Raw genomic sequence first — 26,042 nt, 5'->3', positions numbered from 1 at the left:
TTGAGCTTCATACGGTCATGCGGTCATGCGAATTCGGCGAAGGCGCCCGCCGCATGGCTCGCGCTCGAGGCGACGCCATGCGTTGCGCGCGTTTCGCGGTTCAGCGCGGCCACGTCGACGATCAGCGCGACGCTGCCGTCGCCCAGGATGGTCGCCGCCGAAATGCCGTGCACCTTGCGATAGTTCGTTTCGAGATTCTTCACCACCACCTGCTGCTGGCCGACCAGCTCGTCGATCAGCATGGCGAAGCGTCGTCCTTCGGTTTCCATGATGGTGACGATGCCCTGCGTCGGGTCCGTGCGCGCGCCTTCCACGTTGAACGCGCCGTGCAGCGCGACGAGCGGCAGGTATTCGCCGCGCACGCGCACCACGCGGTCGCCGTTGGTGACCGTGTAGATGTCTTCGTGGCGCGGCTGCAGCGACTCCATCACGAAGTTCAGCGGCAGGATGAACACCTCGTTGCCGACCTTCACCGACATGCCGTCGAGAATCGCCAGCGTGAGCGGCAGCACGATACGGGTCGTGCTGCCTTTGCCCGCGTGCGAAGTGATCTCCACGTGGCCGCCCATCGCCTGGATGTTGCGCTTCACCACGTCCATGCCCACGCCGCGGCCCGAGACGTCGGTCACCTGCTCGGCAGTCGAGAAGCCCGGCAGGAAGATGAGGTTCCACACTTCGTCGTCGGTCATGCTGTCGCTGACCTGCATGCCCTGCTTGGCCGCCTTCGCGAGAATCTTGTCGCGGCGCAGGCCCGCGCCGTCGTCGCTCACTTCAATGACGATGTTGCCGCCGTGGTGCGCGGCGGACAGCACGAGCTGGCCCGTGGCGTCCTTGCCTGCGGCGCGGCGCGCTTCCACGGTTTCGATGCCGTGGTCGAGCGAGTTGCGCACGAGGTGCGTGAGCGGGTCGATGATGCGTTCGATGAGGCTCTTGTCGAGCTCGGTGGCCTGACCGAACGTCACGAGCTCCACTTCCTTGCCGAGCTTCGCGGCGAGGTCGCGCACAAGACGCGGGAAGCGGCTGAACACGTAGTCCATCGGCATCATGCGGATGGACATCACCGATTCCTGCAGGTCGCGGGCGTTGCGCTCGAGCTGCGCCATGCCGTTGAAGAGGCGGTCATGCAGCGCGGGATCGAACGTGCTCGTGGTTTCCGCGAGCATGGCCTGGGTGATGACGAGCTCGCCCACGAGGTTGATCAGCTGGTCCACCTTCTCCACGCCCACGCGAATCGAGCTGCCTTCGCCCGCGGCGGCCGCGGCCGCCGGGCGCTGCTTGCGTTCGGTCTCCGCGGCCGGGGCATGGGCTTGCGGCGGCGTTGCGGCAACGGCCGGAGGCGCTTCGGGGACGGGCGCGATGGGAGCGACAGCCGCCGGAGCCGGCGCTGCTGCGGCAACCGGGGCCGGTGCGGGTGGCGCAGGCGGAGCGGCCTCGACCATCGGTGCGGGCTGCACCGCGGCCGGCGCGGCTTCGGCCCCGCCTTGCGGCGCCGCGCCACGGCCGATCGAGATCTGGCTTTCGTCGATCACGAAGCAGCACACGGCGATGATGTCGTCCGACGGCACGTCGGTTTCGAGCCAGAGCGTGATGTCGTCGCCGGTCTTCACCTGGCCCAGCACGCGGCCCAGGTTGCCGAGCTCTTCGAGCAGCAGATCCTGATCCTTCGCATCGACGCGACGCAGCGTGATGCGCAGATGCGGCCCTTCCGCCGCGCCGCCTGCTCCGCCCACGCCGTTTGCATTGCTTGCGTCTTGTCCCGGCGCGGCCGCGATGGCCTCGTCGACGACGTGCTCCGGCGCGCCCGAAGCCGCGGCCCGGGCCGAGGGCAGGTTCGCTTCGAAGGCGGCTTCGAGGTCGGCCTCGGAGTCGGGCTCGGCCGCGCTTGCCGCGACAGGCGCGGGCGCCGCCACGGGGGCCGGCGCGGGAGCGGGTACGGGCGCCGCCAGGCCGCGGCTTTCCGCGTAGAGCTGCTCCAGCTTGGCGCGCATGGCCGCCGCGACGGCCGCATCGGGCTCGGCGCTCGCGCGGTAGTCGGCCAACTGGCCCGACAGCACGTCCTTCGTTTCGAGGAACGTGTCGATCATGTCCTTGCGCAGCACGAGTTCGTTGTTGCGCGCGCGGTCGAGCAGCGATTCGAGGATGTGCGTGGTTTCGGTCAGCGCCGTAAAGCCGAACGTCGCCGCGCCGCCCTTGATCGAATGCGCCGCGCGAAAGATCGCCGCGAGATCCTCGGGATCGGGACGGCCGACGTTCAGATTCAGCAGAAGCTGCTCCATCTGCGCGAGCAGCTCGTCCGCTTCGTCGAAAAACGTCTGGTAGAACTGAGTGATGTCGAGTGTCATGCCTCTGTCACCGCGATATTTGCCTGTTTGGGTGCCGATGCTGCCGTGTCATGCGTACGTCAAGCGCGCGCTTCGCCTAGCGCGCTCGTCAGATCGACGAGCAGCTCCGGGTCCACCGGTTTTTCCAGCCAGCCCGTCGCGCCAGCGTCGCGCAGGGCCACCTTGAAGGTTTCGTCCGATTCCGTGGTCAGCACGAGGATGGGCGTTTCGAGGTACGAAGGATTCGCGCGCAGCTTGCGGATCAGATCCAGCCCGCTCATGCGCGGCATGTGAAGGTCGGTAAGCACGAGGTCGAAGCACTGCGCGAGCGCATGCTCCAGCCCGTCTTCGCCGTCGTTCGCCAGTGTCACTTCGTAACCCGCCCCGCCCAGCGCCGCCTGCAGGATCTCCCGCATGGACGCCGAATCGTCGATCGCCAGAATGTTCCTGATCATCCGCTCCTCTCTCGCGCTGTTTCTGTTGCCGCCGCGTCTTTAGTGCGCCGTCTGCGTTGTCTGCGCCGGGCCCGTCCCCCCCACCGACGCCGCCACGGGCGTGATCCGCACCGGCGCGCTCACGCCGGCCGGCGGCAGCTTCGCCGGTGTCGCCGTGCCCGGCGCCAGCATCGGCAAGAGCGGCTTGCCCGAACCGGCCGCGTCGTCGGACAGCGTCGTGGTGGTCGAGTCGTCGTGCATCAGCGCGTCTTCCGACTTCTTGTTCAGCACGATGATGCTGATGCGCCGGTTCTCCGGGTCGAGCGGATCTTCCTTGTTCAGGTTCTGCGTCGACGCGAGGCCGATCACGCGCATCACCTTCGCTTCGTCCATGCCGCCCGCGATCAGCTCGCGGCGCGACGCGTTCGCGCGGTCGGCCGAAAGCTCCCAGTTGCTGTAGCCCTTCTCGCCGCCGGCGTACGGCACGGCGTCGGTATGGCCCTGCACGATGATGCGGTTCGGCACGCCGTTGAGCGTACTGCCGATGGCCTGCAGGATGTCGCGCATGTACGGCTCGACCACGTCGCGTGCGGTCGCGAACATCGGGCGCTTCTGCGAATCCACGATCTCGATGCGCAGGCCCGTGAGCGTCGAATCGATGCGGATCTGCTGCTTGTACTGGCGCAGCACCGGGTTCGCCTCGATCGCCGCCATCAGCTTGATCTGCAGATCGTGCAGGCGCGCCTGCTCCTGACGCTCGAGCGAGCCCTTCAACTGCTTCATCGAGTCATCTTCGTTCTTCGAGGCGGTGTGCTCGGCACGCGCGGTGGAGCCGTCGGTCTGGCGCGTGACGCCGTCCTGGTCGGTGGAGATGTCGCGCCCGCCGCCCTTCACGATGCTCGAGTCCGTCGAGCTGCGGTCGCCGCCCCAGAGCGTGACCTTGAGCGGCTGGTTGAAATACTCGGCAATGCCGTGCAACTGCGTCGTGGACGCCGAGGAGAGGAGCCACATCAGCAGGAAGAACGCCATCATCGCGGTCATGAAGTCCGCGTAGGCGAGCTTCCACGCACCGCCGTGATGGCCGCCCTTCGCAGGCGCGGCCTTCTTGACGACGATCGTGCGGTCCTTGTCCTTGCTCATCGCGCGTTCCTTGCCGGTGCCTTACTTCGCCTTCACGCGGCGCACGTGCTCTTCGAGCTCGGAGAACGACGGACGCTCGGTCGAGAACAGCACCTTGCGGCCGAACTCCACGGCGATGGCGGGCGCATAGCCGTTCAGGCTCGCGAGGATCGTCACCTTGATGCACTGGAACATCTTGGTCGATTCGGCCACGCGCTGTTCCGCGACGCTCGCGAGCGGGCTGATGAGACCGTACGACAGCAGAATCCCGAGGAACGTGCCGACGAGCGCCTGGGCGATCATCTCGCCGAGAATCGCGGGCGGCTTGTCGGCCGAGGCCATGGTGTGGACGACGCCCATCACGGCGGCCACGATGCCGAACGCCGGCATCGCGTCGCCCACCTTGGAGAGCGCATGCGCGGGGGCCTCGCCCTCGTGGTGATGCGTTTCGATTTCCTCGTCCATGAGGCTTTCGATCTCGAAAGCGTTCATGTTGCCGCCCACCATGAGGCGCAGGTAATCGGTGAGGAATTCGACGATGTGCTTGTCGGCGAGAATCTTCGGATACTGTGTGAAAAGCGGGCTCTTCATCGGATCGTCGATGTCGGCCTCGAGCGTGAGCGTGCCTTCCTTGCGCGCCTTCGCGAGCAGGACGTAGAGGAGCGCGAGCAGCTCCATGTACACGTCCTTGTTGTATTTCGAGCCCTTGAAGAGCGTCGGGACGACGCGCAGGGTCGACTTGATCGTCTTGATGCCGTTGCCGAGGATGAACGCGCCGAGGCCCGCACCGCCGATCATCAGCAGTTCCATCGGCTGCATCATGGCCCCGAGATGGCCGCCTTCGAGCGCATAACCGCCGAAGACGGACAGAATCGTCACGAGTACTCCCACGAAAATCAGCACGGCTGGGTCCTCACTAAAAGTGCCGCGAGCCGCCATCGGCCCGCGTCCTTAGCTGGTTTACGGCATCGGTCTGGAAAACTTTGGGATTGGGGGGCCTGCCCAGGGGAGCGCCTGGGTTGGGGCGAAGCGCCGTGACGGCGCCCCGCATTCGGGGCTCGATCGCAAGAGACGGCGATGGTTGGCCAGGCCGGCGAGCCGCCGAAACCGCCGAAGCCACCGCTCAGCCCGCCGCCGCTACGGCTTCGCTGCTGCGGCGGGTGCGGCCCGCGCGCGATGGCGGCTGGCACAGCCCGCAGACGAAGCCGCGCTGCGGGTCGTGCGCATGCGCGACGAAGTGGCCCCCGCAACGACTGCACGGCGTGAGCTGCAGAAGGCCTGAGGCGAAATAGCGCACGAGCGTCCAGGCGCGCGTGAGACTGAGCGCGGGCTCTTCGCCCTGCAGTTGCAGATGCTCGAGATAGAGCCGGTAGCTCTTCACGATCGCATGGACGCTCTGGCAGCGCGCCTGCCGGCTCATGAACAGAAACGTGTTGTAGAACAGCGAGGAGTGGATGTTGGGCTGCCAGGTCATGAACCAGTCCGTCGAGAACGGCAGCATGCCCTTCGGCGGCGACTCCCCCTTCACTTCCTTGTAAAGCCGGATCAACCGGTCGCGCGAGAGCGAGGTTTCCGCTTCGAGCAGTTGCAGCCGTGCGCCTAGCTCGATCAGTTCGATCGCCAGCGCGATCTCCTTGACCTCGTGCACCACGCTCTTTGTTGCCATAGCCCCCCGATCGTTGCCGGAAATGATCCCGCCCGGCGCGCGGACCGGGCATGGGTAAAGTCGCCGCGAGCTGCGCGCGCGGGGCGCGGCAGGGCAGCGGCCGTGTCAGTCGACCTGTGCGACGGGCTGGCCCGCCATCAGGATGGCGGTATGCGTTTGCGCGGACTTGCCCTTGTCGGCCAGCGCGCTGAGGATGGCGTGATCGTCGAACCGGAAGCGGCACAGCACCTGGTTCGAGGCGGCGAGCCGGACGGTTTGCGCCAGTGTCAGATTGGCGAGGACCTCGGCGAGCTGCTCCGAGATCCCCATGCGGAACATGCCCGTCGATTTGTCGTCGCGCAGCAGGCGTTGCGCGAGCAACAGGTACGACAGGTTCACTTCCTTGATCTCGCTGAGCATGTCGCTATGCGTCGTCGCGCTCATGGATTCCCCCGAATTCGAATCGGCTGGTCAGGCCGGTTACGGAAACGTTTGCTCGGTCGCATCCAGAAAACTGTGGCGAATCTGGGCGAACGACCCGTTTTGTGGTCATCACCGCATTGTGGCCAGGCCGGGCGCAACTGGAAATTGGACGGACACCGCGACGATTTGCAGGACATTGCCTCGCAACCGTGTAGGAATTTTTCTGACAACGGAGGGATGGAAGGAGGGGCGAGCGGATTTACTATGCATTTCGCATAGGCAACCTCGTCGCGCCCGAATTATAAGATGTTTTCATTTCCCTGTAATACGTCCGTGTTCGCCGCGCCGCGGCAGGCACGCCGTTTGCGCATGCCCGCCATCCCGACCCGGTGCGCGGGCCGAGAAGTCCCGGTACACGCATGTTTCCCGCTGTAACAACGCTTAAGCGATTGAAAAAGATCTCGTCATGGCGAGTCAGATCTTCATAATCGAAGTCAGGGATAACCCGGTGCCGCGCGCCCATCCGTATTGCACGCGTGCTTGCCAACCTTGTATGCGACCCGCGTAAGTGCCCGGCACCAACGCGGGTCGACAGGAGATCGAACCAATGCGAATCGCACAAATTGCGCCTCTGTACGAAGCAGTCCCGCCGAAGCTTTACGGCGGCACGGAACGCGTCGTGTCCTATCTGACCGAAGCGCTCGTCGACCTCGGTCACGACGTGACGTTGTTCGCGAGCGGCGATTCGGTCACCTCGGCGACGCTCGAAGCGGCCTGGCCGCGCGCGCTCAGACTCGACCCGACCGTACGCGACGCACTGGCGCCTCACGTCGTGCTGCTGGAGCGCGTGCGCCGCATGGCGCACGAGTTCGACGTGCTGCACTTCCACCTCGACTATCTGCCGTTCCCGCTCTTCTCGACGCTGGACACGCCGTTCGTCACCACGCTGCATGGCCGGCTCGACCTGCCGGAACTGCAGCCCGTGTTCGACTCGTTCCCGGAAGCGCCGGTGATCTCGATTTCGGATTCGCAGCGCCAACCGCTCAAGCAGGCCAACTGGCAGAACACGATCTACCACGGCTTGCCCGAGCGGCTGCTCACGCCGCAACGGGACCGCAAGCCCGAGTACCTCGCGTTCCTCGGCCGCATCTGCCCGGAAAAGCGCGTGGACTCCGCCATCCGCATCGCCGCGCTCGCCGGCCTGCCGCTGAAGATCGCCGCCAAGGTGGACAAGGTGGACCGCGACTACTTCAGGACCGAAATCGAGCCGCTGCTTTCCGAGGCTCACGTCGAGTTCGTCGGCGAGATCGACGAAGCGCAGAAGCCCGAATTTCTTTCGGGCGCGAAAGCCCTGCTCTTCCCGATCGACTGGTCGGAGCCGTTCGGCCTCGTGATGATCGAGGCCATGGCCTGCGGCACGCCGGTCATCGCCTTCAACCGCGGATCGGTACCCGAAGTGATCGAGCCGGGCGTAACGGGTTTTATCGTGGAAGACGTGCAAGGCGCGGTCGGGGCGCTGCAAAATATCAATTCGCTTTCACGCGAAACGATTCGCGCGCGATTCGAAAGTCGCTTCACTTCGCATACGATGGCCCGCAATTACGTCGATACCTATACGGCGCTGATCGAAGCGGAACGCCGTCCGGTGCTGCGTCGCGTTGCCGCAGGCGGTTAGTCCGCCTGCCGGCGGTCGGCACAAATTTTCGATAAAAGCCGACGAATGCACCCTGTGTATCGTTTGCGCGCACGCTATTGGCGCAATTACGGGATGCGCTTAAAAAAGAGCCGCGTGGCGTCACGCGGCTCTTTTGCTTCCTGTCGCAATTCGCGCGTCAGGCAATCTGATAGCGCTCTCGATTCTTCCCTGCAATCCACTTGGGCGGCTTGCCACGCCCGCTCCAGGTTGCCCCGGTCTTGGGGTCCTGATAACGCGGCGGCAGCGGCGCCTTCTTGGGCGGACGTCCGCGTCGGGCGCCCGCCGCGAACCCGAGATCCTGAGCAGTGAGCCCGTACTCGGCAATCTTCTCGCGGATCGTGTTGATCACATCCGCGAGTTCAGTGCGCCGCGCATCTTCAGCCTGGGCCTGAAGCTTCGCGATCTGAGCTTTAAGTTCTGAATATTGCGACATTCTTCCCCCTTTTATCGAACGTTCCAGTTCGAGAAGAGATTAGACGTAAATATGGGAATTAGCAATCGCCGTTAATACTTCTTTATCGGGACAATCCAGTATTTAGCGATTGTCATCTACTGTGAAATCCCTCATCCATAGCGCGCAATAATTCGGTCAATAGCATCGGAATTGACAATTCTTCACACCCGCCCATCAGTCGACTGCCTAGAATCTGGCGCGTGGCAAAGCCGGACTTTTTTCCCGCTACTTCAAATCGACTTTTCGAGGTGTCAGAAGATGCACTTATCCAAACGACTCATTGCCGAAATGTTCGGCACTTTCTGGCTCGTGCTGGGCGGCTGCGGCAGCGCCGTGCTGGCAGCCAGCTTCGCGGGCCCGGTTCACGGGCTCGGCATCGGCTTCGTCGGGGTGGCGCTTGCATTCGGCCTGACCGTGCTGACCATGGCGTACGCCATCGGCCATATTTCGGGCTGCCATCTGAATCCCGCCGTGAGCGTGGGCCTCACGGTCGCCGGCCGGTTCCCGGCGCGTGACCTGCTGCCGTATATCGTCGCGCAAGTGGTCGGCGCCATCATTGCGGCATTCGTGCTGGCCCAGATCGCCACGGGCAAACCCGGTTTCGATCTCGTGGCGAGCGGCTTCGCGACGAACGGCTATGGCGAACACTCGCCGGGCCACTATTCGATGGCGGCGGCGTTCCTGTGCGAAGTCGTGATGACCGGCTTCTTCCTCTTCGTGATTCTTGGCGCTACCGACGAACGCGTGCCCGCCGGCTTCGCACCGATCGCAATCGGCCTGTGCCTCACGCTGATCCACCTGATCTCGATCCCGGTCACCAACACCTCGGTCAATCCCGCTCGCTCGACGGGGCCGGCGCTGTTCGTCGGCGGCGAAGCCGTCTCGCAACTCTGGCTCTTCTGGCTCGCGCCGATCGTGGGCGCCATCATCGCGGGCATCGTTTATCCGGCTATCGCAGGTGCTCCCAAACGAACGGCTGGCGAAGCCTCGCTGCAAGCGTAGGGCGGAACAGTCCGGCCGCGCTGCTAGAATCGGGCGACCTATCGACCTCTACCGTTCACGGTCCGCCCCATGAAGCGTTCACGAATCTGGCTTGCTCGCATGGCGTCGAGCCTCGCACTGGTGAGCGCCTGCGCGCACGCGGCCGACAACTCCACCCCGACGGCAACGACGGCTGCGGCTACGGTGGCCACGAACAATCTCGAAACACTGGTGTTCGTGCGCCACGGCGAAAAGCCGGCGGCCGGCCTCGGTCAACTCAGCTGCAAAGGCCTGAACCGGGCGTTGGCACTGCCGGCCGTGATCGCGGCGAAATACGGCAAGCCCGACGCCATCTATGCGCCCGATCCGGGCGAGCAAAAGAACGACAGCGGCAAGCCGTACTACTACGTGCGCCCGCTCGCAACCATCGAGCCCACGGCGATCCAGTTCGGCCTGCCGGTGGAGACGCCGTACGGCTACTCGCAGATCGACAAGCTAGGCAACGCACTCGTCGATCCGAAATGGCGCGACCGCACCGTACTGGTTGCCTGGGAGCACCGCGAAATCGAGACGCTCGTGCGCCAGATCGTGGTGGCGCACGGCGGCGACGCAGCCGACGTGCCGAAGTGGAAAAGCGCCGACTTCGACAGCATCTACGTGCTGCGCATCGACTGGAGCAGCGCCGCACCGCGCGTGCGCTTCACGCGCGAGCGCGAGGGCCTCGACGGCCGCTCCAACGATTGCCCGTGCGCGACCTTGCCCGGCACGCAGTAACGGCGGCGCGAGCTTACGACCCGAGTTCGTCGCCGAGCGCGAAGAGCTTGCGCAGATGATGCGCGACACCCGCCTCGAAGTTGTTGCCGATGCGCGGCACGGAAGGCAGGCGGGCGATGAGATCGGGATTCGCATTGTTCATCATGAACGGATGGCCTGCTGTTTCGAGCAGGTCGATGTCGTTCATGTTGTCGCCGAACGCGACGCACCCCGCCGCGGCCACACCGAGCCGATCGAGCACGACGTTCAGCGCACGGCCCTTCGAAACGCCGGCGCTCATCACCTCCAGACAGTCGGGCAGCGAATAGGTGATGTAGAGCGCGTCGCCGAACTCCGCTTCGAGACGTTGCGAGATGTGCGCGAGGTCAGCCGGATCGCCGATATAGAGCGCCTTGGCGATACCCACGCCGTCGTGCGCGTGCAGGTTGGTGACGTGGTATGCAAAGCCCGAATCCTGGTGGAAGGCGAGCAGTTCCGGCGCGTCGCGGTCGATAAGCCAGGCATCGTCGGAGAACAGGCTGACGATGACGCGGCCATGCTCGCCCGTCACCTCCGGCGAGACGAGGCGTTGAATGACCGGCTCGGGCAGATTGCGGGCGTGAATCAGCGTGTCGTCGGGCGCATGCACGCGTGCGCCGTTCGAGGTGATCAGATACGGGCGGATTCCCAGCACGTCGCGAATCCCCGCGACGTCGCAATAGTGGCGACCCGTCGCAATGACGAACTGCAAACCCTGAGCGTCGAGCCGGCTGAGCGTGGCAACCGTGAAAGGATCGAGCTGGTGATCCGAATTGAGCAGCGTGCCGTCTAGATCGGTTGCGATGACCTGGTACATGGGACAAAGGCGAACAGCGGAACAAGAAACGCCAAATCGTAGCATCTGCGCGCGGACACTGCGCCGCGAACCGCCGTGGGAAATTAGCCGGCTGGTGCGCGAAATCAGGCCCTACCTGGACAATCGTGACTAGCTACGACTAGCCACAACCCGCCGCCGCGAGCCGTGCGGCCTCGCGCCGGGCCAGCGTGAGCGCACCGCTGGTAGAGTCGGCCAGCGGCGCACGAAGGCGCCCGCGCACGGCCTGCGGCACCCATTCGCGCAACGGCTGGCCAAGCCCGCCCGACAACGCGGCCGGCAGTGTGGCGGTGGAATCGAGCGCGAGGATGAGTTGCGCGACGGCTTCGCCCGCCTCGGCCAGCAGCTTTGCAACGAAAGGATGCTCGCGATGGGCGAGCACCACCGGCGCCAGGCTCGCATAGGCGGTTTGATTGGCCGCGCATAGCCAGGCGATGAGGCTGTCGCGGTCCGTTGCACCGGCGTGCGCGAGCAAAGCCTGAGCAAAAACGTCTAACGGCGCGCGGCCGTCGAGCGCCATCTGCGCCCAGGTGATGGCGCGCAGGCCGAACCAGGCGCCACTCGCTTCGTCACCGGAGGGAAAGCCGAAGCCGCCCGCAATGCGGCAGGCGCCCGCCGCATCGAGCACCGCCGCTACGCTGCCGGTACCGAGTGCGACGACCACCCCCGCTTCGCCGCCGTGCGCGCCGAGCAGCGTCGTGTACGCATCGCTCTCTACCGCGAGGCCTGCCACCGGCGGTGCCTGCCCGCGAAACGGCGCGAGCCAGTCGGGATTGTTCGCGCCCGCCAGCCCGCAGCCGAGAACGCAGTGCGACCAGTCGAACGCGAGCCCCGCTTCTTCGAAAGCGGCGCGGCATCCGGCTTCGATGGACGCCCAGGCGCGTGCGATGCCAAGGCCGAGCCCGGACGGGCCCGCAGCGGCGCGCGCCAGTTCCACACCGTTCGCGTCGCCGAGCGCGACACGCGTGCCGGTGCCGCCGCCGTCCACGCCAATGAGCCAGGTCGATGTCTGCATGATGATGAGCGCCGCGCCGTACGCGCGACGGGTGATGATGGATCGTGCCGCAGAGACTAACGGGTCTGGGGCATTCGCACAATTGGCCGGAAGGCCAGGTGGCGGCGCACCCACTATCCGCTATGCTGGCGGGGCCCGACCGAACTGGATGGACGGAACCCAAGGCAAGGAGAGAGCCGTGACACACCGCTGCAACTGGGCGACGACCGAATCGCTCGCGCACTACCACGACACCGAATGGGGCGTGCCCTCGCGCGACGACCAGCACCTCTACGAAATGCTCGTGCTGGAGGGCGCGCAGGCCGGCCTGTCATGGTCCACGATCCTCAACAAGCGCGAAGGATACCGGCGCGCGTTTGCGGGCTTCGAGATCGGGAAGGTTGCGCGTTTCACGCCAAAGCAGGTCGAAACGCTCATGCAGGACGCGTCGATCGTGCGCAACCGGGCCAAGATCGAGTCGGCGATACTTAATGCGCGCGCCGTGCAGCAGATTCAGGCCGAGCACGGTTCGCTCGCGAAGTTCATCTGGTCGTTCGTGGACGACACGCCCATTCAGAACGACTGGCCGTCGTATCGCGACGCGCCGGCTTCCACCGAAGTCTCGGACGCGCTCAGCAAGGCGCTGAAGCAATACGGCTGCAAGTTCGTGGGAACGACGATTTGCTATGCGTTCATGCAGGCAGTGGGTATGGTCAACGACCATGAACGCGACTGCATGTGCCGCGCGGGATGCGCCGCTCAAGGCAAGAAGCGGCGGGCGACAAGCAAGACCTGAACACGCCGGGCACCGGGCGAATCGTCCAATGCCGCCGAGAAGCCGCAATAGAGCGCGGCAATCGAAAAGCGGCAGCGCAAAACGCAAACGGCGGCGCAGCTTCATGCGAAGCATGCGCCGCCGTCTGGCAGAAAAGCGCGAAAGAAGCTTAGTGGAGCTTCTTCGGCAGCATCTGGCTGCGCAGGCGCTTGTGCAGGCGCTTCACAGCAGCAGCCTTCTTGCGCTTGCGAACGGCCGTCGGCTTTTCGTAAGACTGACGCTCACGCAGCTCGGCGATCAGGCCATTCTTTTCGATTGCACGGCGGAAGCGGCGGATGGCCACTTCAAACGGCTCGTTTTCCTTCAGAAGAATCGTCGTCATGTATTTCCTAACTCAATCATTTGATACGGTTCAAAGGCGCAAGCGTCAATCGCTCGCGCACCGGCCCTCCGGTCGTTCGCCGCATGGGGGGGCGTAACGAAAGGCAAGGCGGCCACGGAGGCCGGAAAAGAGAAGTAGGGGGTTCACTGCGGAACGCGACCAGGCTTACCTTGCAGCTTCACGCCTGACCGCCGGTTTGCGGCCGCCAACAGTAACGAACACGGCAACAAAACAGGCAAAGATCTCAATTCACTCTCAATGATATCAGGAAACGATCTTGCCGACCACATTTTCTTGATTCTTCTCAGGCACTTGCGCGCCTGAACCCATACGCAGCGTTCCGGAGCTATTTATCCGCGGATATCGGCGGGCGGCTACCGCATGCCGCAGCCGCCCGTGTTGCGCAACATTGCGCGCCATCGCGCATCAGGCACTGGCGTCGTTGAGTGCCTGGATGTCGGCCGGATCGAGCTTCAGGTGCACGGCGGCCACGAGGCTCTGCACCTGTTCGAGCGAGGTCGCGCTGGCGATAGGCGCGGTGATGCTCGGCCGCGCGATGAGCCACGCCAGCGCCACCGCCGCCAGCGTCGCGCCGTGTCGCTGCGCAACGTGATCGAGCGCCGCGAGGATGCGCACGCCGCGGTGATCCAGGTACTTCTCCACCCGCGAGCCGCGCGCGCTCTTCGTCAGATCCTCGCGCGAGCGGTACTTGCCGGAAAGGAAGCCGCTCGCGAGGCTGTAATAAGGCACGACCGCGATCTGCTGGGCGAGCGCCACCGGCTCGATGTCGGCCTCGTAGTGCGCGCGGTCATACAGGTTGTATTCCGGCTGAATGATCTGATAGGCCGGCAGCCCCGACTTGCGCGACACCGCAAGGGCTTCTTCGAGGCGGGCGCCGCTGTAGTTCGACGCACCGATCACGCGCACCTTGCCGGCCTCGATGAGCCGCTGGTAGGCGGTCAGCGTCTCGTCGAGCGGCGCCTTCTGGTCGTCCTCGTGCGAGAAATACACGTCGATGTAATCGGTCTGCAGACGGCGCAGCGAATCCTCCACCGCCACCGTAATATTGGCGGCTTTCAGGCCCGGCCGGCGCGGATCCTTCGCCACCTTCGTTGCGATCACCACTTTCTCGCGCTTGCCGCTTTTCGCGAGCCACTTGCCGATGATCGTTTCCGATTCGCCGCCCTGGTTGCCCGGCACCCACGCCGAATAGACGTCGGCCGTATCGATGAAATTGAGGCCGGCGTCGGTGAAGGCGTCGAGGATCGAGAACGAGGTGGCTTCGTCGGCGGTCCAGCCGAACACATTGCCGCCGAACATGAGGGGCGCGACCTGCAAGGCCGACGTGCCGATCCTGCGTAGTTCCATGATTTCTCCAATGACTGGGGCAAGATTGAAGCTATGGAGCATACGCCGGACCTGCCTCGCGTGCAGGACGCCCGGATGCTACGTGCCGCCCGCTCCGAACGTTTCGACACACGCCTTGCGCACCGCCCCGACGAGCGCCGGCCAGCCGCCGGCCTGCGTTTGCCGGAACACGCGCACCGTGCCGGGATACCACGGGGAATCGTCGCGCCCTTGCAGCCAGCGCCAGTCCACGTCGTGCCCGGGCAGCATCACCCAGCAGCGCTTGCCGAGCGCGCCGGCAACATGCGCTGTGGACGTATCGACGCAGATGACGAGATCGAGCTGCGAAACCACCGCCACCGTATCGGCGAAGTCCTGCAATTCCGCGCCGAGATGCAGCAGCGGCTGGTTCGCGGGAGGCGACTGCGCCTCCTCTTCGCCCTGCCCCTTCTGCAGGCTCACGAAGTTGAGACCCGGCACGGTCCAGAGCCGCGCGAACGCGGCGAGCGACGGCGCCGACCGGTACGCGTCGTTGTGATGGCGCGGATTGCCCTTCCACACGAAACCGATGCGGGGCCCCGGCGGCAGCGTGTCGAGCCGCTCGCGCCAGCGCGCCTGCAACGCCGGCTCGGGCTTGAGCCAGACCGCGTCGGGAATGGTGTCGAGGGTCGTGCCCACATGCAACGGGACGCTCATGAGGCTCGTCCAGCAATCGAATCCGGCTGACTTCTCCAGGGCTTCGCTGTGATCCATCACGCCATCGACCGATTCGTGCGCAGCAAAGATCCGGTGCAGTTCGCCGCGGCAGCCGACCTCGATGCGCGCCGCGCCGCTTGCCTTGAGCAGCGGCAGGTAGCGGCCGAATTGCAGCATGTCGCCAAGCCCGTCCTCCTGCCAGATCAACAGGGTACGGCCCGCGAGCGGCTCGCCTCGCCATTGCGGGCATTTCAGCATCTTGCCGCTCGCGTGATGGATGAAGCCGGGCCGCTCGTAGCGCGCCTCGTAGAGCGGCCAGCCCTCCTCGAAGCGCCCGGTGGCCAGCAGCAGCACGGCCAGGCCGAAACGGGCGTCGCCGTAGTTGGGATTCAGCGTCAGCGCCGCGCGCGACGCGATCTCGGCTGCGGAAATCCTGCCCAGCTCCTTCATCACGCTGCCGAAGTTGTGCCAGGCTTCGGCCAGATCCGGACGCAGCTCGATCGCCCGGCGAAACGCGTCGGCCGCCTCCTCATAACGATTAAGGGCGTGCAGCACGCAGCCGATATTGTTGTGCGCCTCAACGAAGTCCGGCCGGTACCGCAAGGCCTCCCCATAGGCGTTCGCGGCCTCGGACAGACGGTTCTGCGCCTGCAGCGCCGTGCCGAGGCGGTAATGCGTCTGAGCGTGGTCCGGGTGCATCCCGAGCACCTGGCGGTACGAGCACTCGGCCTCGGGGAAACGCTTGAGCGCGGCGAGCACCACGCCCAGGCTGCCGTGGACTCCGGCATGGTCCGGGCGCAGCGTCGCGGCCAGCCGGTAGGTCCGCTCGGCCTCTGCGAGGCGGCCCGTCGCTCGCAGGATATCGCCAAGCTGATTCAGCGCTTCGACATGATGCGGCGAGATCGCGAGCACCTGGCGCCAGGCCCCCTCCGCCTCCGCGGTGTGCCCCCGCGCTTTGAGCAGGATGCCGAGATGATGGTGCGCATCGGCGAAATCGGGCTTGATCTCCACGCACTGCCGCCACCAGGCCAGTGCGTCGTCTTGACGGTCGAGACCCAGCGCGGCGACGGCCGCGACGTTCAACGCCTGGGCGAGCCCGTCTGGCGTGGCGTCCCGAGGGGCGTCGAGTACCGGCTGAAGCAGCGCGAGGGCGTCGGCGAACCGGCCGGCGAAGCAGAGCGTCAGCGCCTGCTGCTGGCGCTCGGGAAGGGGAAGATCGGACGTTGGAAGCACGGAAGCTGGGCGGCGGGTTGATCCATTGCCTGGGCGCGCCGCCTTGCCGGCACCCCGCGCGGCGAGGCGAGCCCACGACGAAGGATACGACAGCGCCGCGCTGGGCCATGGGCGGAAAAGGGCGAAATCCGCGCGCCAATTCGAACGATTCCGGCAGCGGCGAGCCATGGGCAACCGCCAAAGGCGGGGCAACGACCCTGCGCGAGCCAGCCGCCATGCACTACGCATTGACGCGCGCGGGAACGTCCGCCGCGGCGCCCTCCGATAAACGTCCGATCAATATTTTCCTCAAGTTTTCCGGCCGGTACGCCGACAACCAGGAAAGCGGCAGACAACACGCCCGCGTTTCTGCCCTGTTCAACATGATGATTCTGTACCCATCCGGGAGAGAGTAATGCTCACCATTAGCAGCAACGTCAATTCGCTGATCGCTCAGGAAAACCTGAACAGCTCGGGTAGCGCGCTGACCCAGGCCATCACGCGCCTGTCGTCGGGCAAGCGCATCAACAGCGCAGCAGACGATCCCGCAGGTCTCGCCATCTCCACCACGCTGCAATCGTCGATCAACGGTCTGACGCAAGGCGTGTCGAACGCGAACGACGCGGTGTCGATGGTCGAAACGGCCAGCACGGGCCTGAGCCAGATCACGACCAGCCTGCAAACGATCGGCCAGCTCGCCGACGAATCGGCTGCCGGCACGCTGTCGTCGACCAACCAGGCCGCGCTGCAACAGGAAGTGGCGCAGCAGGTCGACGAAATCAACCGCCTCTCCTCGCAAACCACGTACAACGGCATCAACCTGCTGAACGGCACGGCCGGCAACGTTTCGGTGCAGATCGGCGCGGACGTCGGCCAGACGATCTCGATCAACCTGAGCCAGGGCGTTTCGGCAGCTTCGATCGGTAGCGGCGCTGTGTCGTCGGGTACCGTGGTGGGCTCGGTGAGCGGCCTCGACCTGACCTCGACGGGCGCGGCAAACTCGTCCGGCGGCGCGGGCGCGATCACGTCGATCAACATCGTGGCGAACGGCACGGGCGGCTTCACGTACACCGACCAGAACAACCAGGCGATCAGCAGCTCGGTGGCCGCCACGTTGTTCACGGTCACGGGTTCGCCGAACGGCATTTCGACCATCAGCCTGTCGTCGAGCACCAGCAACGGTCTGAGCCTCAACAACGAACTGGGCGCCATCAACGCCGCAACCGGCAGCGCCGCGGGACTCCCGACGACGGCTGGCACGGTGTACGGCACGCTGTCGGGTCTCGATATCAATCCGACCACGGGCAGCACGGCCTCGGCCGGCACGGCCAATGCCATCACCTCGATCACGGTCGAATCCAACGGTGCGGGCGGCTACTCGTTCTTCGACCAGAACGGCAACCAGCTCAGCAGCACGGCTGCAAGCGCCATTTTCGGCAGCACGGCAACGGCATCCACGTCGACCGCACTTGCGTTCAACGGCGCCACCCCGTACAGCACGATCTACGGTAGCGCCTCCACGGGCGGCGGCACGTCGACGGCCAGCGCCACCGATCCGACGTCGCTGCAGTCGATCAACTACCTGAACCAGCCGTCGTCGATCGCCAACGTCGACGTCAGCACGACGATGGGTGCGAACCTCGCGATCGAATCGGTCAACAACGCGCTGGCCTCGATCAACAACATCCAGGCTACGCTCGGCGCAGTGCAGAACCGTCTGACCGACATCTCGACGTCGCAGCAAGCAGAGTCGACCGACCTGTCGAGCGCGAACTCGCAGATCATCGACGCGAACTACGCTCAGGAAACGGCGAACTACACGGCCGCATCGGTCGCGCAGCAAGCGGGTATCTCGGTGCTCGCGCAGGCAAACTCGCAGCCGCAACAAGTGCTCTCGCTGCTGCAGAACCTGTAACAGGCAGTCGTAGCATGTAGTATCAGGCGCGCCGCGGAGCATTCACGCGGCGCGCCCTTGTCGTTTTATTCGGCCAACATGCTGGTCGTATCGTCGAGCGCCAGTACGGAGTTTCTCCATGACCACCATCAGCGGAACCACCTCGTCCACCTCCAGCACCAGTTCCGGCACCACCACGACTGCCGCGCAGGCCGCCGCATCGGCCCAGGCCGCCGCCGCCGCCGCGCTCAAGACCGCGGCCGAGTCGATCATCGGCCAGGGAACCGGCGACAGTTCGCTGGACGTCTCGACGCTCGTCTCGGCGCTCGTCACCTCGAAGGTCGCCGGGCAGACGGCCGAACTGAGCGCGCAGGAAGCCACCGACAACGCACAGATTTCCGCGTTCGGTCAGTTGCAGTCCTCGCTCTCGAACCTGCAGACCGCCATCCTGCCGCTCTACAGCGGCGCGATGCTGACGGCCTACTCGGCCACGACGAGCGGCACCGGCATCACGGCCACGGCGGGCATCAGCGCCGTCGCAGGCACGTATTCGGTCGACGTCACGCAACTCGCCACCGCGCAGAGCCTCACCTCGAGCGCCTTCACCACGTCGGCTGCCGCCGATGTCGGCACGGGTAGCCTGACGGTCGGGGTGGGCAGCAGCTCGATGACGGTCAACATCACGTCGTCGGACGAAAGCCTGAGCGGCATTGCGTCGGCGATCAACACGGCCGACAACAATCCGGGACTCACGGCTTCGGTCGTTACCGGCGCCAATGGCCAGTATCTCGTGCTCACGGCCGACTCCACGGGCGCGGCCAATACGATCACGATTACGCCCGGCGCGGGTGCGAGCTCCGGGCTCCAGAGCCTCCAGTACCCGCCGGCAAGCTCGACGGGTTCATCGAGCTCGACGATGTGGACCCAGACGTCCGCCGCGCAGGACGCCGACCTCACGGTGAACGGCGTCGCCGCAACCAGCGCAAGCAACGCGGTCACGGGCGTCATCACGGGCGTGACGCTGAACCTGACCGCGGCGGCCGTGGACACGAGCAAGAGCGGCACCGGGACGCAGACGCTCACCGTCACGGCCGACACCGCGACCGAGATCTCGGACATCAGCAACTTCGTGACGGCATATAACTCGCTCGTCAGCACGATCAGCACGCTAACCTCGTACAGCCCCTCGAGCTCGACGTCGAGTTCGAGCTCGACCAGCGGCCCGCTGATCGGCAACGCGCTCATCACCTCGCTGCGCAACGCGCTCGGCAACATCGTGGGCAGCAGCGTGTCGAGCAGCGGCACGAAGGGCACGCTTGCGTCGCTCGGCATCACGCTGAACAACGATGGCACGCTGTCACTCGACACGAGTACGCTGGATTCCACCGTCGCCAGCAATCCCTCCATGGTGCAGTCGTTGTTCAACCTGTCGAACGGCTTCGGGGCGCAGCTCAACAAGACGATCACGCCGTACACGCAGACCGACGGCCTGATCGACTCCAGCGTCAGCGGGCTGACGAGCAACCTCGACAGCCTGACCTCGCAGACCAACAGCCTGACCGCCTACTCGAACGAACTCACCTCGCAGTACGAATCGCAGTTCACGGCGCTGGATGTGCTGATGACCAGCTCGAACCAGAGCGAGCAATATCTGACTTCGCTGTTCGGCAACTCGAACAGTGCGGGCGCGTACTCCAGCAGCTCGTCGAAGTAACGGGGGAAGGACACCATGGCCGAATCGCACGCTCATGCCGATCAGACCCAGTTGGTCAACCAGGTCTACGAGCTGACGCTCGAGATCGAGACAGCGGTACAACTGTCCGACTGGCAGCGTGCGGCGCGACTCGCGCTCGAACGCTCGCCGATGGTGCATGCGATCACGGCCGTCCAGTCCCCTCCGGCGCTCGCGCTGATCCGCGCCGTCCAGGCCCTCGATGCGGCAAGAGTCGAAACGGTACGCGCGGCGCGGGAAGCGCTGGCCCGCTCATACGATCAGGCCAAGGCCTCCGTGGGTGCCGCGCGGCAATATCAGCGCGTAGCCCGGTTTTTCTAGTCCGCCGCGCCGTCCCTCGCTGCCGCTTCGCCGGACCTCCCCGCCCCCGCCTCGCCGCGGGCGGCGAACAGGAGGCCGATCCCCCTTCTGCTTGACCAATCGACGTCCTGGCGTCCCGCATAGACTGTATGCAGGAAGAATGCGGGCGCTCGCGCCACGCCGCCGACACGCAAGCCGAGGGAAACCCATGACCATCGAAGCCGAGCTGCAACAGGCCATCGCTCACCACCATGCCAACCGGATCGAGCAGGCCGGGCAGCTCTATCACGCCATCCTCTCGTCCGAACCCGACCATCCGGACGCGAACCACAATTTCGGCGTTCTCCTGCTGCAGAAGGGCGATGTCACGGGAGGCCTGAGTCATTTGCAGGCCGCCGTTTCGGCCGCGCCGGAGCGGCGCAATTTCTGGGTCAACTACGTCAACGTGCTGACCCTGAGCGGGCGGCAGGAAGAGGCGCAGCGCGCAAGCGAAGCCGCCAGGGCGCACGGCTTCGTCATCGGCACGGCGGGCGTTGCCGCGCCTGCCGCAGCGCCGGAAAGCCCGGAGCCCCTCGAAACGCTGACGCAGCAAGGCCGGCACGACGAAGCCGAGGCGCTGGCCCGGCAACGGGTCGAAAACGACCCGGACGACGCGCTCGCATGGAAAACGCTGGCCTACGCGCAATTGCGGCGCGGCGATCTTGCCAGGGCACTGGCACCGCTGGAAGAAGCCGCGAAGCGCCTGCCGGACGACGCGGAACTCGACCGCCACCGCTACGCCGCGCGGGCCATGCACGACGGACTGGCGCTCGAAGCCTGTCGCGAATACGCGGAGGCCGCGAAGCGCTTTCAGGCCGTGGTCGACACGTATCCCGATCACCCCGACGCGAACCACCGCCTCGGCGCCATGGCGATTCATCTGTGTCACCCCGAGGACGCCATCCCGCTGATCGAGAAGGCCATCGGCGTCAACCCCAATAATCTGCAGTACTGGGCGCACTACATCGACGCCCTGCTTCAGGCCGACCGCCTGAACGCCGCCTGGCTGGCGCTGAACATGGCGCAGAAGCGAGGACTGACCGGCCCGCAGATCGACAAGCTGATCAGCCTCATGACCTTCGTGTCCACCGGGCAGCTACTCAAGGTCCCGCGCCCGATCGCCGCCGCAGGCGCAAGCGCGGCGGCCGACGCCCCGGCCGGTTCGGACGAAGCCGCGACGCAAACTACGCCCGTAGAGGCCGATCTGCGTTTGACGCCCGAGGACGAACAGCACCTGCACGAGCTTGTGAAGCTGTATAACGCCGGCGACATGGAGACCGTGTTGAAGCAGGCGCAAGTCGTTGCGCGCCGTCTTCCGCGGCATCCCTTCCCGGGGAAAGTCCTGACACTGACCTACCACCGCCTCGGCCAGTACGATGTCGCGCTCGAGAACGGACTGAAGACGCTCGAACTCTCGCCCGACGACCCCCAGGTACTGCTTATCGTCGCCGGCTTGTATCAGGTGCGCCACAACATGCGCGAAGCGGCCCGCCACTGCGAGCGGCTGGTGAAGCTGGCGCCGGGAAACAGCGAAGCGCTGCGGCTGATGGGCGTGATCAAGGTCGATCTCGGCGAACTCGACGAAGCCGAACGTCTGGGCCGCCTCGCAATCGACATCCAGCCCTCCTCGCTCGCTTACAACTCGCTCGGCGTGGCGCTGATGAAGCAAGGCAGGCTCGACGAAGCCGGAGAATTGTTCCGCCGCAGCAGCGAACTCGATCCCGACGTACCGCTCCCCTACCACAATTTCGCGTTCTGCTCGACGCACAACGAGAAGCTCACGCCGCAGGAAATATTCGCCGTCCATCGGCGCTTCTCCGCGCACTTCGAGGCGCCGCTCAAGCCGCACTGGCAACCGCACGGCAACAGCCGCGACCCCGAACGTCCGCTGCGGATCGGCTTCATCTCCGGCGATTTTTGCCATCACGCCGTGGCCAGTTTCATCGAGCCCGTGCTCGGCCCGCTCGGCCGCGATCCCGGCCTGTCGCTGCACGCCTACTCGAACACCAGCATCATCGACGAGGTCACGCCCCGGCTGCGCCCGCAGTTCTCGACGTGGACCGACATCGTCGGCATGGACAATCGCAGGGTGGCCGAGCAGATCCGTACCGACGGCATCGACATCCTGATCGATCTGGCCGGCCACACGGCCAATAACAGTCTGCTCGCGCTCGCCCACAAGCCGGCGCCCATCCAGGCCTGCTGGATTGGTTATCCGGGCACGACCGGCCTCGACGCCGTCGATTATTTTCTCGCCGACCGCTTCTGGGTGCCGCCCGCCCAGTTCCGTGATCAGTTCACCGAACAGATCGTCTACCTCCCGGCGCTCGCCCCCTTCGAACCCGAGCGGCTGTCACCGCCCGTCAACCTGCTGCCGGCCCTGCACAACGGCTACGTGACCTTCGGCAGCTTCAACCGCCTCGACAAGCTGCGCCGCGACGTGATCGCCCTGTGGGCGAAGCTGCTGCGCGCCTTGCCCGACGCCCGGCTCGTGGTCGGCGCCATGCCGACCGACGGCAGCACCGGCAAGCTGGCCGAGTGGTTCGCGGAGGAAGGCATCGCGAGCGAGCGCATCGACTACAAGCCGCGCTCGAGCGTTCCCGTGTTCCTGCAGCAGCACCATTTCGTCGACATCTGTCTCGACAGTTTCCCGTTCTCGGGCCTCACCACGGCGCTGCATTCGCTCTGGATGGGCCTGCCCACCGTGACGCTGCCGTCGCACACCGTGCCGGGCCGCAGCGGCCTGACCGCGATGTCGCACGCGGGCCTGACCCAATGCGTCGCCATCGACGAGGACGACTACGTGCGCAAGGCCGTTGCGCTCGCATCGGATCTGCCGGCGCTCGCCGCGCTGCGCACCGGCATGCGCGAGCGCTGTGCCGGCACGCCGATGTTCCAGCCCGAGCGGATCGCGGAGAGCGTGAGCCGCGCGCTGCGCACCATGTGGCGCCGCTGGTGCGCGAACCTGCCCGCCGAGTCGTTCGAGGTCGAGCCGAGCGACAAGCCGTAAAGGAAATCGAACGTGTCAGCCATGCCCGAAAATCCGGCCCCCGTCCAGGCGCAAGCTATCTTGCAGGCAAAGCAGGCGATTGCGAACGCACCGCACGACGCCGAAGCCTGGCATAAACTCGGCTGGGAACACGAAGCGCGCGGAGAGCTCGAAGAAGCCGTGACCTGCTATAGCAGGGCCGTGCAGTTCAAACCGCTCGCGGACGGCTCGTACAACAACCTCGGCAACTGCCTGAACGCATTGGGCCACTTCGACGAGGCGTACGCCGCGTGGCGCACGGCCATCCAGTTGGCCCCCGGCTGCTCGATGTACTACCGCAATCTCGTGCAGTCGAAGGCACTCGCGCCCGACGATCCCTGCTTCGAGTCGCTCGAAGCCCAGATCCGGCAGGCCGCGCGCCTGCCCGCCAGCGCGCAAGCCGATCTGTTTTTCGCCTATGGGCAAACGCTCGCGGAACAAGGGGAGCACGAGTTCGGTTTTGCGCAGATCCTGCGCGCCAACGCCGTTTATCGGCCCACCTTCACCTACGACGAAAACACCGTGCTCAGTGTTTCCGCGCAATTACCGAAGCTGTTTACGCGGGACGTGATGCGCGAGAAGCGAGGTCTTGGCGACCCATCGGAAATACCGGTGTTCGTGATCGGCATGCCGCGTTCGGGATCGACGCTCGTGGAGCAGATCCTCGCAAGCCATCCGCAAATAGGCGGAGTCGGCGAGCGCACGGACTTTGATAATGCGCTGTCGTGGTTGCTCTCGACGAGCCGGGCACAGCCGACGGGCGCATTCAGCCTCGACAAGCTCTCCGAAGCAACGCCGGCTCAGTTGCACGGACTCGGCTCCAACTATCTGCAGCGTCTCGCCCAGGCAGTCCATGCCAGCGGCGAGGCCGGCCCCGCGCGCGTGGTGAACAAGTACCAGTACAACTTCATCCACGCGGGCCTGATCCATCTGGCCTTGCCGAACGCGCGCATCATCCACGTGCGCCGCTCGCCGCTCGACACCTGCCTCTCCATTTATTCGCGCTGGTTCCACGACGTTCCGTTCGGCTATGACCTCGGCGAGTTGGGCCGCTACTACCGTGCCTACGACACCCTGATGGCCCACTGGCGCACCGTACTGCCCGAAGACGTCATGCTGGAAGTGTCCTATGAGGAACTGGTGGCCGACACCGAAGGCGAGGCGCGCCGCCTGCTCGCGCATTGCGGCATGGAATGGGACGCACGCTGCCTGGAGTTCTACCGGACGAAGCGCTCGGTGACGACGGCCAGCGCGGCGCAGGTGCGCAAGCCGATTTATCGCACTTCGATCCGCCGCTGGCGACCGGACCTGCGGGTGTTGCGGCCGCTGCTCGAAGGTCTGGGGCCCGAGCTGGCTGCGACGGTGCAATAGTTTAATAAGCAGGAAAACTAGGCGACCATGCGCGAAGCCTGCATACGCTCGAACGCATCCAGAATGCGCTGCACGTAGACGTTCTTGTGCGCGAGCGGGCCGCCGCTCGCCTCGCGATGCACCAGCATGGTCGCGTTCGCTTCGAAGACAAGTACCCGCCCGTCCGGCAGCAGCGTGAAGTCGATGCCGCCGTAGTCGAGTGCGAGGCGCTGTCCAATCGCCTCGATGGCGCGCAGCGCGCGCTCGCCGAGCGCCACGCCCATGTCTTCGAGAAACCGCCGTTCTTCTTCGAGCTTCCGCGCCTCTCCCGTCATCTCTGCCGAGAAGTAATGGACCATCCAGTGCCGGGAAATGGCAAGGTGATAGGGGTACGGCCGCCCATCGACGAACACGACGCGATATTTGCGGTAGTAGCTGTCCGCACTGCGAAAATCCTCGAACATCGTCAGATAGCACGGCGCGGCGTGCGCTTGCAGCGCTGGCCAGAGCGTATCCATCGATGCATGCAGCACGAGCCCGTCACCGCCATGCGTCGATAACGGCCGCATCAGCAGCGGGAAGCGGAACGACGCCGCGGCGAGCCGCAGCGCAAGCTCCCTGGCCGATGCGGGCAGCTCGTCGAGCCGCAGGCAAAGCGCCGTCGTCGCATTGTCGATACCGGCCAGCAGTTCCGGCAGACGATGCCGCTGCGTCGCGGCGACGGCCGATGGGCGATTGAGAAACGGGCGGCCACAATGCCGCGCGAACGCCTCGACACGCGCCGTGATCGGCACGGCGATGTCCGGCTCGCCGATCGCATTGAACACGAGATCGTAGGGCGGCAGCGTGGCGTCTTCGCTCTCTTCCGCAAAATCGATTGCGTATTTGATGCGGTAGCTCGTCTGCGGCGGCAGCAGCGTGTCGAACGGCACGTTGCCCGACACCTGTCCCGAGCAGAGAATCAGTACGCGCCGCGGCGCTCCCTCGAACGGCTCGACGTAGATGCGCTGCAGCGCGTAGGCGTGGCGCCGGCGCGCGTCGGATTCGGCCGCGTGGCCAAGCCGGTCGAGCACGGCAGCCAGGTTCTGGTGAGCCATCGCGAAGTTCGGCGCGAAGGCAAGCGTGTGTCTGAACCAGTGCAGCGCGGCCGCATTGTTGCCCTTCATGTAATACACCGTGGCCACGTTGTAGAGCGCGATTCCGGGCGCTTCGCGACCCATGTCCGCGAGCATTTTGAAGGTTTCGACGGCGATGCGATGCGCCTGCGCGCCCGTGTCGTTGCCGATGGCCTGCAACGCGTTCGAGAACGCGTCGTGCAGCGCAGCGTTGGCGGGATCGGCGTCGAGCTGGCGGCTCAGCTGGACGAGCATGGCAGGGGATGTGCCATCGGACATCTCGGCGGCATCTGCGCCGGTACGGGGGGGTGAAGGCGAAGCCATAGTGATTCCCAGATCCTGGACGGGCGAGTATCGGGCTCACACCGGGCTCACACCGGCCTCACCGCAGAGATAGCAGGGTACATCGGCGCTATCGCAATCTATTCCCGAATTGAGCCCGAAAGGCGCGTCTTCTCAGCCGATCAGTAGTGTTCCC

General features: G+C 65.4%; 23 protein-coding genes. 10 read left to right on the top strand and 13 right to left on the bottom strand.

Going from position 1 to position 26,042, the window contains the following annotated elements:
- Nucleotides 1-23 precede the first annotated feature (23 nt).
- From cheA to flhD, 6 genes are all read right to left on the bottom strand, one after another.
- Nucleotides 24-2,342 (bottom strand): chemotaxis protein CheA, encoded by a 2,319-nt coding sequence (gene cheA, locus WJ542_RS04265; protein ID WP_411188147.1) that lies wholly within the window; start codon nucleotides 2,340-2,342, stop codon nucleotides 24-26.
- 59 nt (nucleotides 2,343-2,401) lie between these two features.
- Complete coding sequence (locus tag WJ542_RS04260; protein ID WP_411188145.1) at nucleotides 2,402-2,776, bottom strand: response regulator; 375 nt, start codon at nucleotides 2,774-2,776, stop codon at nucleotides 2,402-2,404.
- A 39-nt stretch (nucleotides 2,777-2,815) separates the two neighbouring features.
- Nucleotides 2,816-3,895, bottom strand: a complete 1,080-nt coding sequence (motB, locus tag WJ542_RS04255) for a flagellar motor protein MotB (protein WP_411188143.1) — start codon at nucleotides 3,893-3,895, stop codon at nucleotides 2,816-2,818.
- Nucleotides 3,896-3,916: 21 nt separating this feature from the next.
- The gene (motA, locus tag WJ542_RS04250) at nucleotides 3,917-4,777 is read right to left on the bottom strand and encodes a flagellar motor stator protein MotA (protein ID WP_027793026.1); all 861 of its coding nucleotides are present in this window, start codon (nucleotides 4,775-4,777) and stop codon (nucleotides 3,917-3,919) included.
- A 220-nt stretch (nucleotides 4,778-4,997) separates the two neighbouring features.
- On the bottom strand, nucleotides 4,998-5,540 hold the full coding sequence (gene flhC, locus WJ542_RS04245; RefSeq protein ID WP_411188141.1) for a flagellar transcriptional regulator FlhC: 543 nt from the start codon (nucleotides 5,538-5,540) through the stop codon (nucleotides 4,998-5,000).
- Between the two features lie 105 nt (nucleotides 5,541-5,645).
- Entirely contained in the window at nucleotides 5,646-5,963 is a 318-nt protein-coding gene (gene flhD / locus WJ542_RS04240) for a flagellar transcriptional regulator FlhD (protein ID WP_411188139.1), read from the bottom strand.
- Between the two features lie 586 nt (nucleotides 5,964-6,549).
- Here flhD and WJ542_RS04235 point away from each other — a divergent pair.
- The gene (locus tag WJ542_RS04235) at nucleotides 6,550-7,617 is read left to right on the top strand and encodes a glycosyltransferase family 4 protein (protein ID WP_411188137.1); all 1,068 of its coding nucleotides are present in this window, start codon (nucleotides 6,550-6,552) and stop codon (nucleotides 7,615-7,617) included.
- A 157-nt stretch (nucleotides 7,618-7,774) separates the two neighbouring features.
- On the opposite strand, the gene WJ542_RS04230 is transcribed toward WJ542_RS04235, so the two are convergent.
- The gene (locus WJ542_RS04230) at nucleotides 7,775-8,071 is read right to left on the bottom strand and encodes an H-NS histone family protein (RefSeq protein WP_411188135.1); all 297 of its coding nucleotides are present in this window, start codon (nucleotides 8,069-8,071) and stop codon (nucleotides 7,775-7,777) included.
- A gap of 279 nt (nucleotides 8,072-8,350) precedes the next feature.
- Here WJ542_RS04230 and aqpZ point away from each other — a divergent pair, with 279 nt between their 5' ends.
- Together aqpZ and WJ542_RS04220 are read left to right on the top strand one after the other, a co-directional pair.
- On the top strand, nucleotides 8,351-9,094 hold the full coding sequence (aqpZ, locus tag WJ542_RS04225) for an aquaporin Z (protein WP_411188133.1): 744 nt from the start codon (nucleotides 8,351-8,353) through the stop codon (nucleotides 9,092-9,094).
- A gap of 69 nt (nucleotides 9,095-9,163) precedes the next feature.
- Nucleotides 9,164-9,847, top strand: coding sequence for a histidine phosphatase family protein (locus WJ542_RS04220; protein ID WP_411188131.1), 684 nt, complete (start codon nucleotides 9,164-9,166; stop codon nucleotides 9,845-9,847).
- A 13-nt stretch (nucleotides 9,848-9,860) separates the two neighbouring features.
- On the opposite strand, the gene WJ542_RS04215 is transcribed toward WJ542_RS04220, so the two are convergent.
- Together WJ542_RS04215 and WJ542_RS04210 are read right to left on the bottom strand one after the other, a co-directional pair.
- A complete protein-coding gene (locus tag WJ542_RS04215; RefSeq protein ID WP_411188129.1) occupies nucleotides 9,861-10,682 on the bottom strand; it encodes a Cof-type HAD-IIB family hydrolase in 822 nt (273 codons plus the stop codon).
- A 139-nt stretch (nucleotides 10,683-10,821) separates the two neighbouring features.
- Nucleotides 10,822-11,715, bottom strand: a complete 894-nt coding sequence (locus WJ542_RS04210; protein ID WP_411188127.1) for a glucosamine kinase nucleotide-binding domain-containing protein — start codon at nucleotides 11,713-11,715, stop codon at nucleotides 10,822-10,824.
- 178 nt (nucleotides 11,716-11,893) lie between these two features.
- Here WJ542_RS04210 and WJ542_RS04205 point away from each other — a divergent pair, with 178 nt between their 5' ends.
- Nucleotides 11,894-12,490 carry a DNA-3-methyladenine glycosylase I gene (locus WJ542_RS04205; RefSeq protein WP_411188125.1) on the top strand — a complete coding sequence of 199 codons (597 nt, stop codon included), beginning with the start codon at nucleotides 11,894-11,896 and terminating at the stop codon, nucleotides 12,488-12,490.
- Nucleotides 12,491-12,638: 148 nt separating this feature from the next.
- Here WJ542_RS04205 and rpsU read toward each other — a convergent pair whose 3' ends face one another.
- The 3 genes from rpsU to WJ542_RS04190 form a co-directional block, all read right to left on the bottom strand.
- Nucleotides 12,639-12,851: a 30S ribosomal protein S21 gene (rpsU, locus tag WJ542_RS04200; protein ID WP_006401410.1), complete on the bottom strand. Its 213-nt coding sequence runs from the start codon at nucleotides 12,849-12,851 to the stop codon at nucleotides 12,639-12,641.
- A 426-nt stretch (nucleotides 12,852-13,277) separates the two neighbouring features.
- Nucleotides 13,278-14,219, bottom strand: a complete 942-nt coding sequence (locus WJ542_RS04195) for an aldo/keto reductase (protein ID WP_411188122.1) — start codon at nucleotides 14,217-14,219, stop codon at nucleotides 13,278-13,280.
- Nucleotides 14,220-14,297: 78 nt separating this feature from the next.
- Nucleotides 14,298-16,127, bottom strand: a complete 1,830-nt coding sequence (locus WJ542_RS04190; protein WP_411188121.1) for a tetratricopeptide repeat protein — start codon at nucleotides 16,125-16,127, stop codon at nucleotides 14,298-14,300.
- Here WJ542_RS04190 and WJ542_RS04185 point away from each other — a divergent pair.
- The 6 genes from WJ542_RS04185 (at nucleotide 16,118) to WJ542_RS04160 (ending at nucleotide 24,470) form a co-directional block, all read left to right on the top strand.
- Nucleotides 16,118-16,522, top strand: a complete 405-nt coding sequence (locus WJ542_RS04185) for a hypothetical protein (protein ID WP_411188119.1) — start codon at nucleotides 16,118-16,120, stop codon at nucleotides 16,520-16,522. The genes WJ542_RS04190 and WJ542_RS04185 overlap by 10 nt on opposite strands.
- Nucleotides 16,522-18,021: a flagellin N-terminal helical domain-containing protein gene (locus WJ542_RS04180; protein ID WP_411188117.1), complete on the top strand. Its 1,500-nt coding sequence runs from the start codon at nucleotides 16,522-16,524 to the stop codon at nucleotides 18,019-18,021. The genes WJ542_RS04185 and WJ542_RS04180 overlap by 1 nt, the downstream gene beginning before the upstream one ends.
- 118 nt (nucleotides 18,022-18,139) lie before the next feature.
- Nucleotides 18,140-19,714: a flagellar filament capping protein FliD gene (gene fliD / locus WJ542_RS04175; protein WP_411188115.1), complete on the top strand. Its 1,575-nt coding sequence runs from the start codon at nucleotides 18,140-18,142 to the stop codon at nucleotides 19,712-19,714.
- A 15-nt stretch (nucleotides 19,715-19,729) separates the two neighbouring features.
- Nucleotides 19,730-20,053: a flagellar protein FliT gene (fliT, locus tag WJ542_RS04170; RefSeq protein WP_411188113.1), complete on the top strand. Its 324-nt coding sequence runs from the start codon at nucleotides 19,730-19,732 to the stop codon at nucleotides 20,051-20,053.
- A gap of 187 nt (nucleotides 20,054-20,240) precedes the next feature.
- Nucleotides 20,241-23,081 carry a tetratricopeptide repeat protein gene (locus tag WJ542_RS04165; RefSeq protein ID WP_411188111.1) on the top strand — a complete coding sequence of 947 codons (2,841 nt, stop codon included), beginning with the start codon at nucleotides 20,241-20,243 and terminating at the stop codon, nucleotides 23,079-23,081.
- Nucleotides 23,082-23,102: 21 nt separating this feature from the next.
- Nucleotides 23,103-24,470 carry a sulfotransferase family protein gene (locus WJ542_RS04160; protein ID WP_411190471.1) on the top strand — a complete coding sequence of 456 codons (1,368 nt, stop codon included), beginning with the start codon at nucleotides 23,103-23,105 and terminating at the stop codon, nucleotides 24,468-24,470.
- Nucleotides 24,471-24,487: 17 nt separating this feature from the next.
- Here WJ542_RS04160 and WJ542_RS04155 read toward each other — a convergent pair whose 3' ends face one another.
- Entirely contained in the window at nucleotides 24,488-25,819 is a 1,332-nt protein-coding gene (locus tag WJ542_RS04155) for an ATP-grasp domain-containing protein (protein ID WP_411188109.1), read from the bottom strand.
- Between the last annotated feature and the right edge of the window lie 223 nt (nucleotides 25,820-26,042).

The sequence above is a fragment of the Paraburkholderia yinzeri genome (assembly GCF_046581065.1).
Classification (GTDB): Bacteria; Pseudomonadota; Gammaproteobacteria; order Burkholderiales; family Burkholderiaceae; genus Paraburkholderia.
The sequence above is the reverse complement of the archived record's forward strand: the minus strand, read 5'-3'. Positions and strand labels throughout refer to the sequence as shown.

Excerpts from the sequence above, each read along its gene's own strand:
- WJ542_RS04215 (WP_411188129.1), bottom strand. The coding sequence starts at position 10,682 with ATGTACCAGGTCATCGCAACCGATCTAGACGGCACGCTGCTCAATTCG.
- WJ542_RS04210 (WP_411188127.1), bottom strand. The coding sequence starts at position 11,715 with ATGCAGACATCGACCTGGCTCATTGGCGTGGACGGCGGCGGCACCGGC.
- flhD (WP_411188139.1), bottom strand. The coding sequence starts at position 5,963 with ATGAGCGCGACGACGCATAGCGACATGCTCAGCGAGATCAAGGAAGTG.
- motB (WP_411188143.1), bottom strand. The coding sequence starts at position 3,895 with ATGAGCAAGGACAAGGACCGCACGATCGTCGTCAAGAAGGCCGCGCCT.
- WJ542_RS04195 (WP_411188122.1), bottom strand. The coding sequence starts at position 14,219 with ATGGAACTACGCAGGATCGGCACGTCGGCCTTGCAGGTCGCGCCCCTC.
- WJ542_RS04160 (WP_411190471.1), top strand. The coding sequence starts at position 23,103 with ATGCCCGAAAATCCGGCCCCCGTCCAGGCGCAAGCTATCTTGCAGGCA.
- WJ542_RS04230 (WP_411188135.1), bottom strand. The coding sequence starts at position 8,071 with ATGTCGCAATATTCAGAACTTAAAGCTCAGATCGCGAAGCTTCAGGCC.
- fliT (WP_411188113.1), top strand. The coding sequence starts at position 19,730 with ATGGCCGAATCGCACGCTCATGCCGATCAGACCCAGTTGGTCAACCAG.
- WJ542_RS04235 (WP_411188137.1), top strand. The coding sequence starts at position 6,550 with ATGCGAATCGCACAAATTGCGCCTCTGTACGAAGCAGTCCCGCCGAAG.
- WJ542_RS04220 (WP_411188131.1), top strand. The coding sequence starts at position 9,164 with ATGAAGCGTTCACGAATCTGGCTTGCTCGCATGGCGTCGAGCCTCGCA.
- aqpZ (WP_411188133.1), top strand. The coding sequence starts at position 8,351 with ATGCACTTATCCAAACGACTCATTGCCGAAATGTTCGGCACTTTCTGG.
- rpsU (WP_006401410.1), bottom strand. The coding sequence starts at position 12,851 with ATGACGACGATTCTTCTGAAGGAAAACGAGCCGTTTGAAGTGGCCATC.
- WJ542_RS04180 (WP_411188117.1), top strand. The coding sequence starts at position 16,522 with ATGCTCACCATTAGCAGCAACGTCAATTCGCTGATCGCTCAGGAAAAC.
- WJ542_RS04155 (WP_411188109.1), bottom strand. The coding sequence starts at position 25,819 with ATGCTCGTCCAGCTGAGCCGCCAGCTCGACGCCGATCCCGCCAACGCT.
- flhC (WP_411188141.1), bottom strand. The coding sequence starts at position 5,540 with ATGGCAACAAAGAGCGTGGTGCACGAGGTCAAGGAGATCGCGCTGGCG.
- fliD (WP_411188115.1), top strand. The coding sequence starts at position 18,140 with ATGACCACCATCAGCGGAACCACCTCGTCCACCTCCAGCACCAGTTCC.
- WJ542_RS04165 (WP_411188111.1), top strand. The coding sequence starts at position 20,241 with ATGACCATCGAAGCCGAGCTGCAACAGGCCATCGCTCACCACCATGCC.
- cheA (WP_411188147.1), bottom strand. The coding sequence starts at position 2,342 with ATGACACTCGACATCACTCAGTTCTACCAGACGTTTTTCGACGAAGCG.
- WJ542_RS04260 (WP_411188145.1), bottom strand. The coding sequence starts at position 2,776 with ATGATCAGGAACATTCTGGCGATCGACGATTCGGCGTCCATGCGGGAG.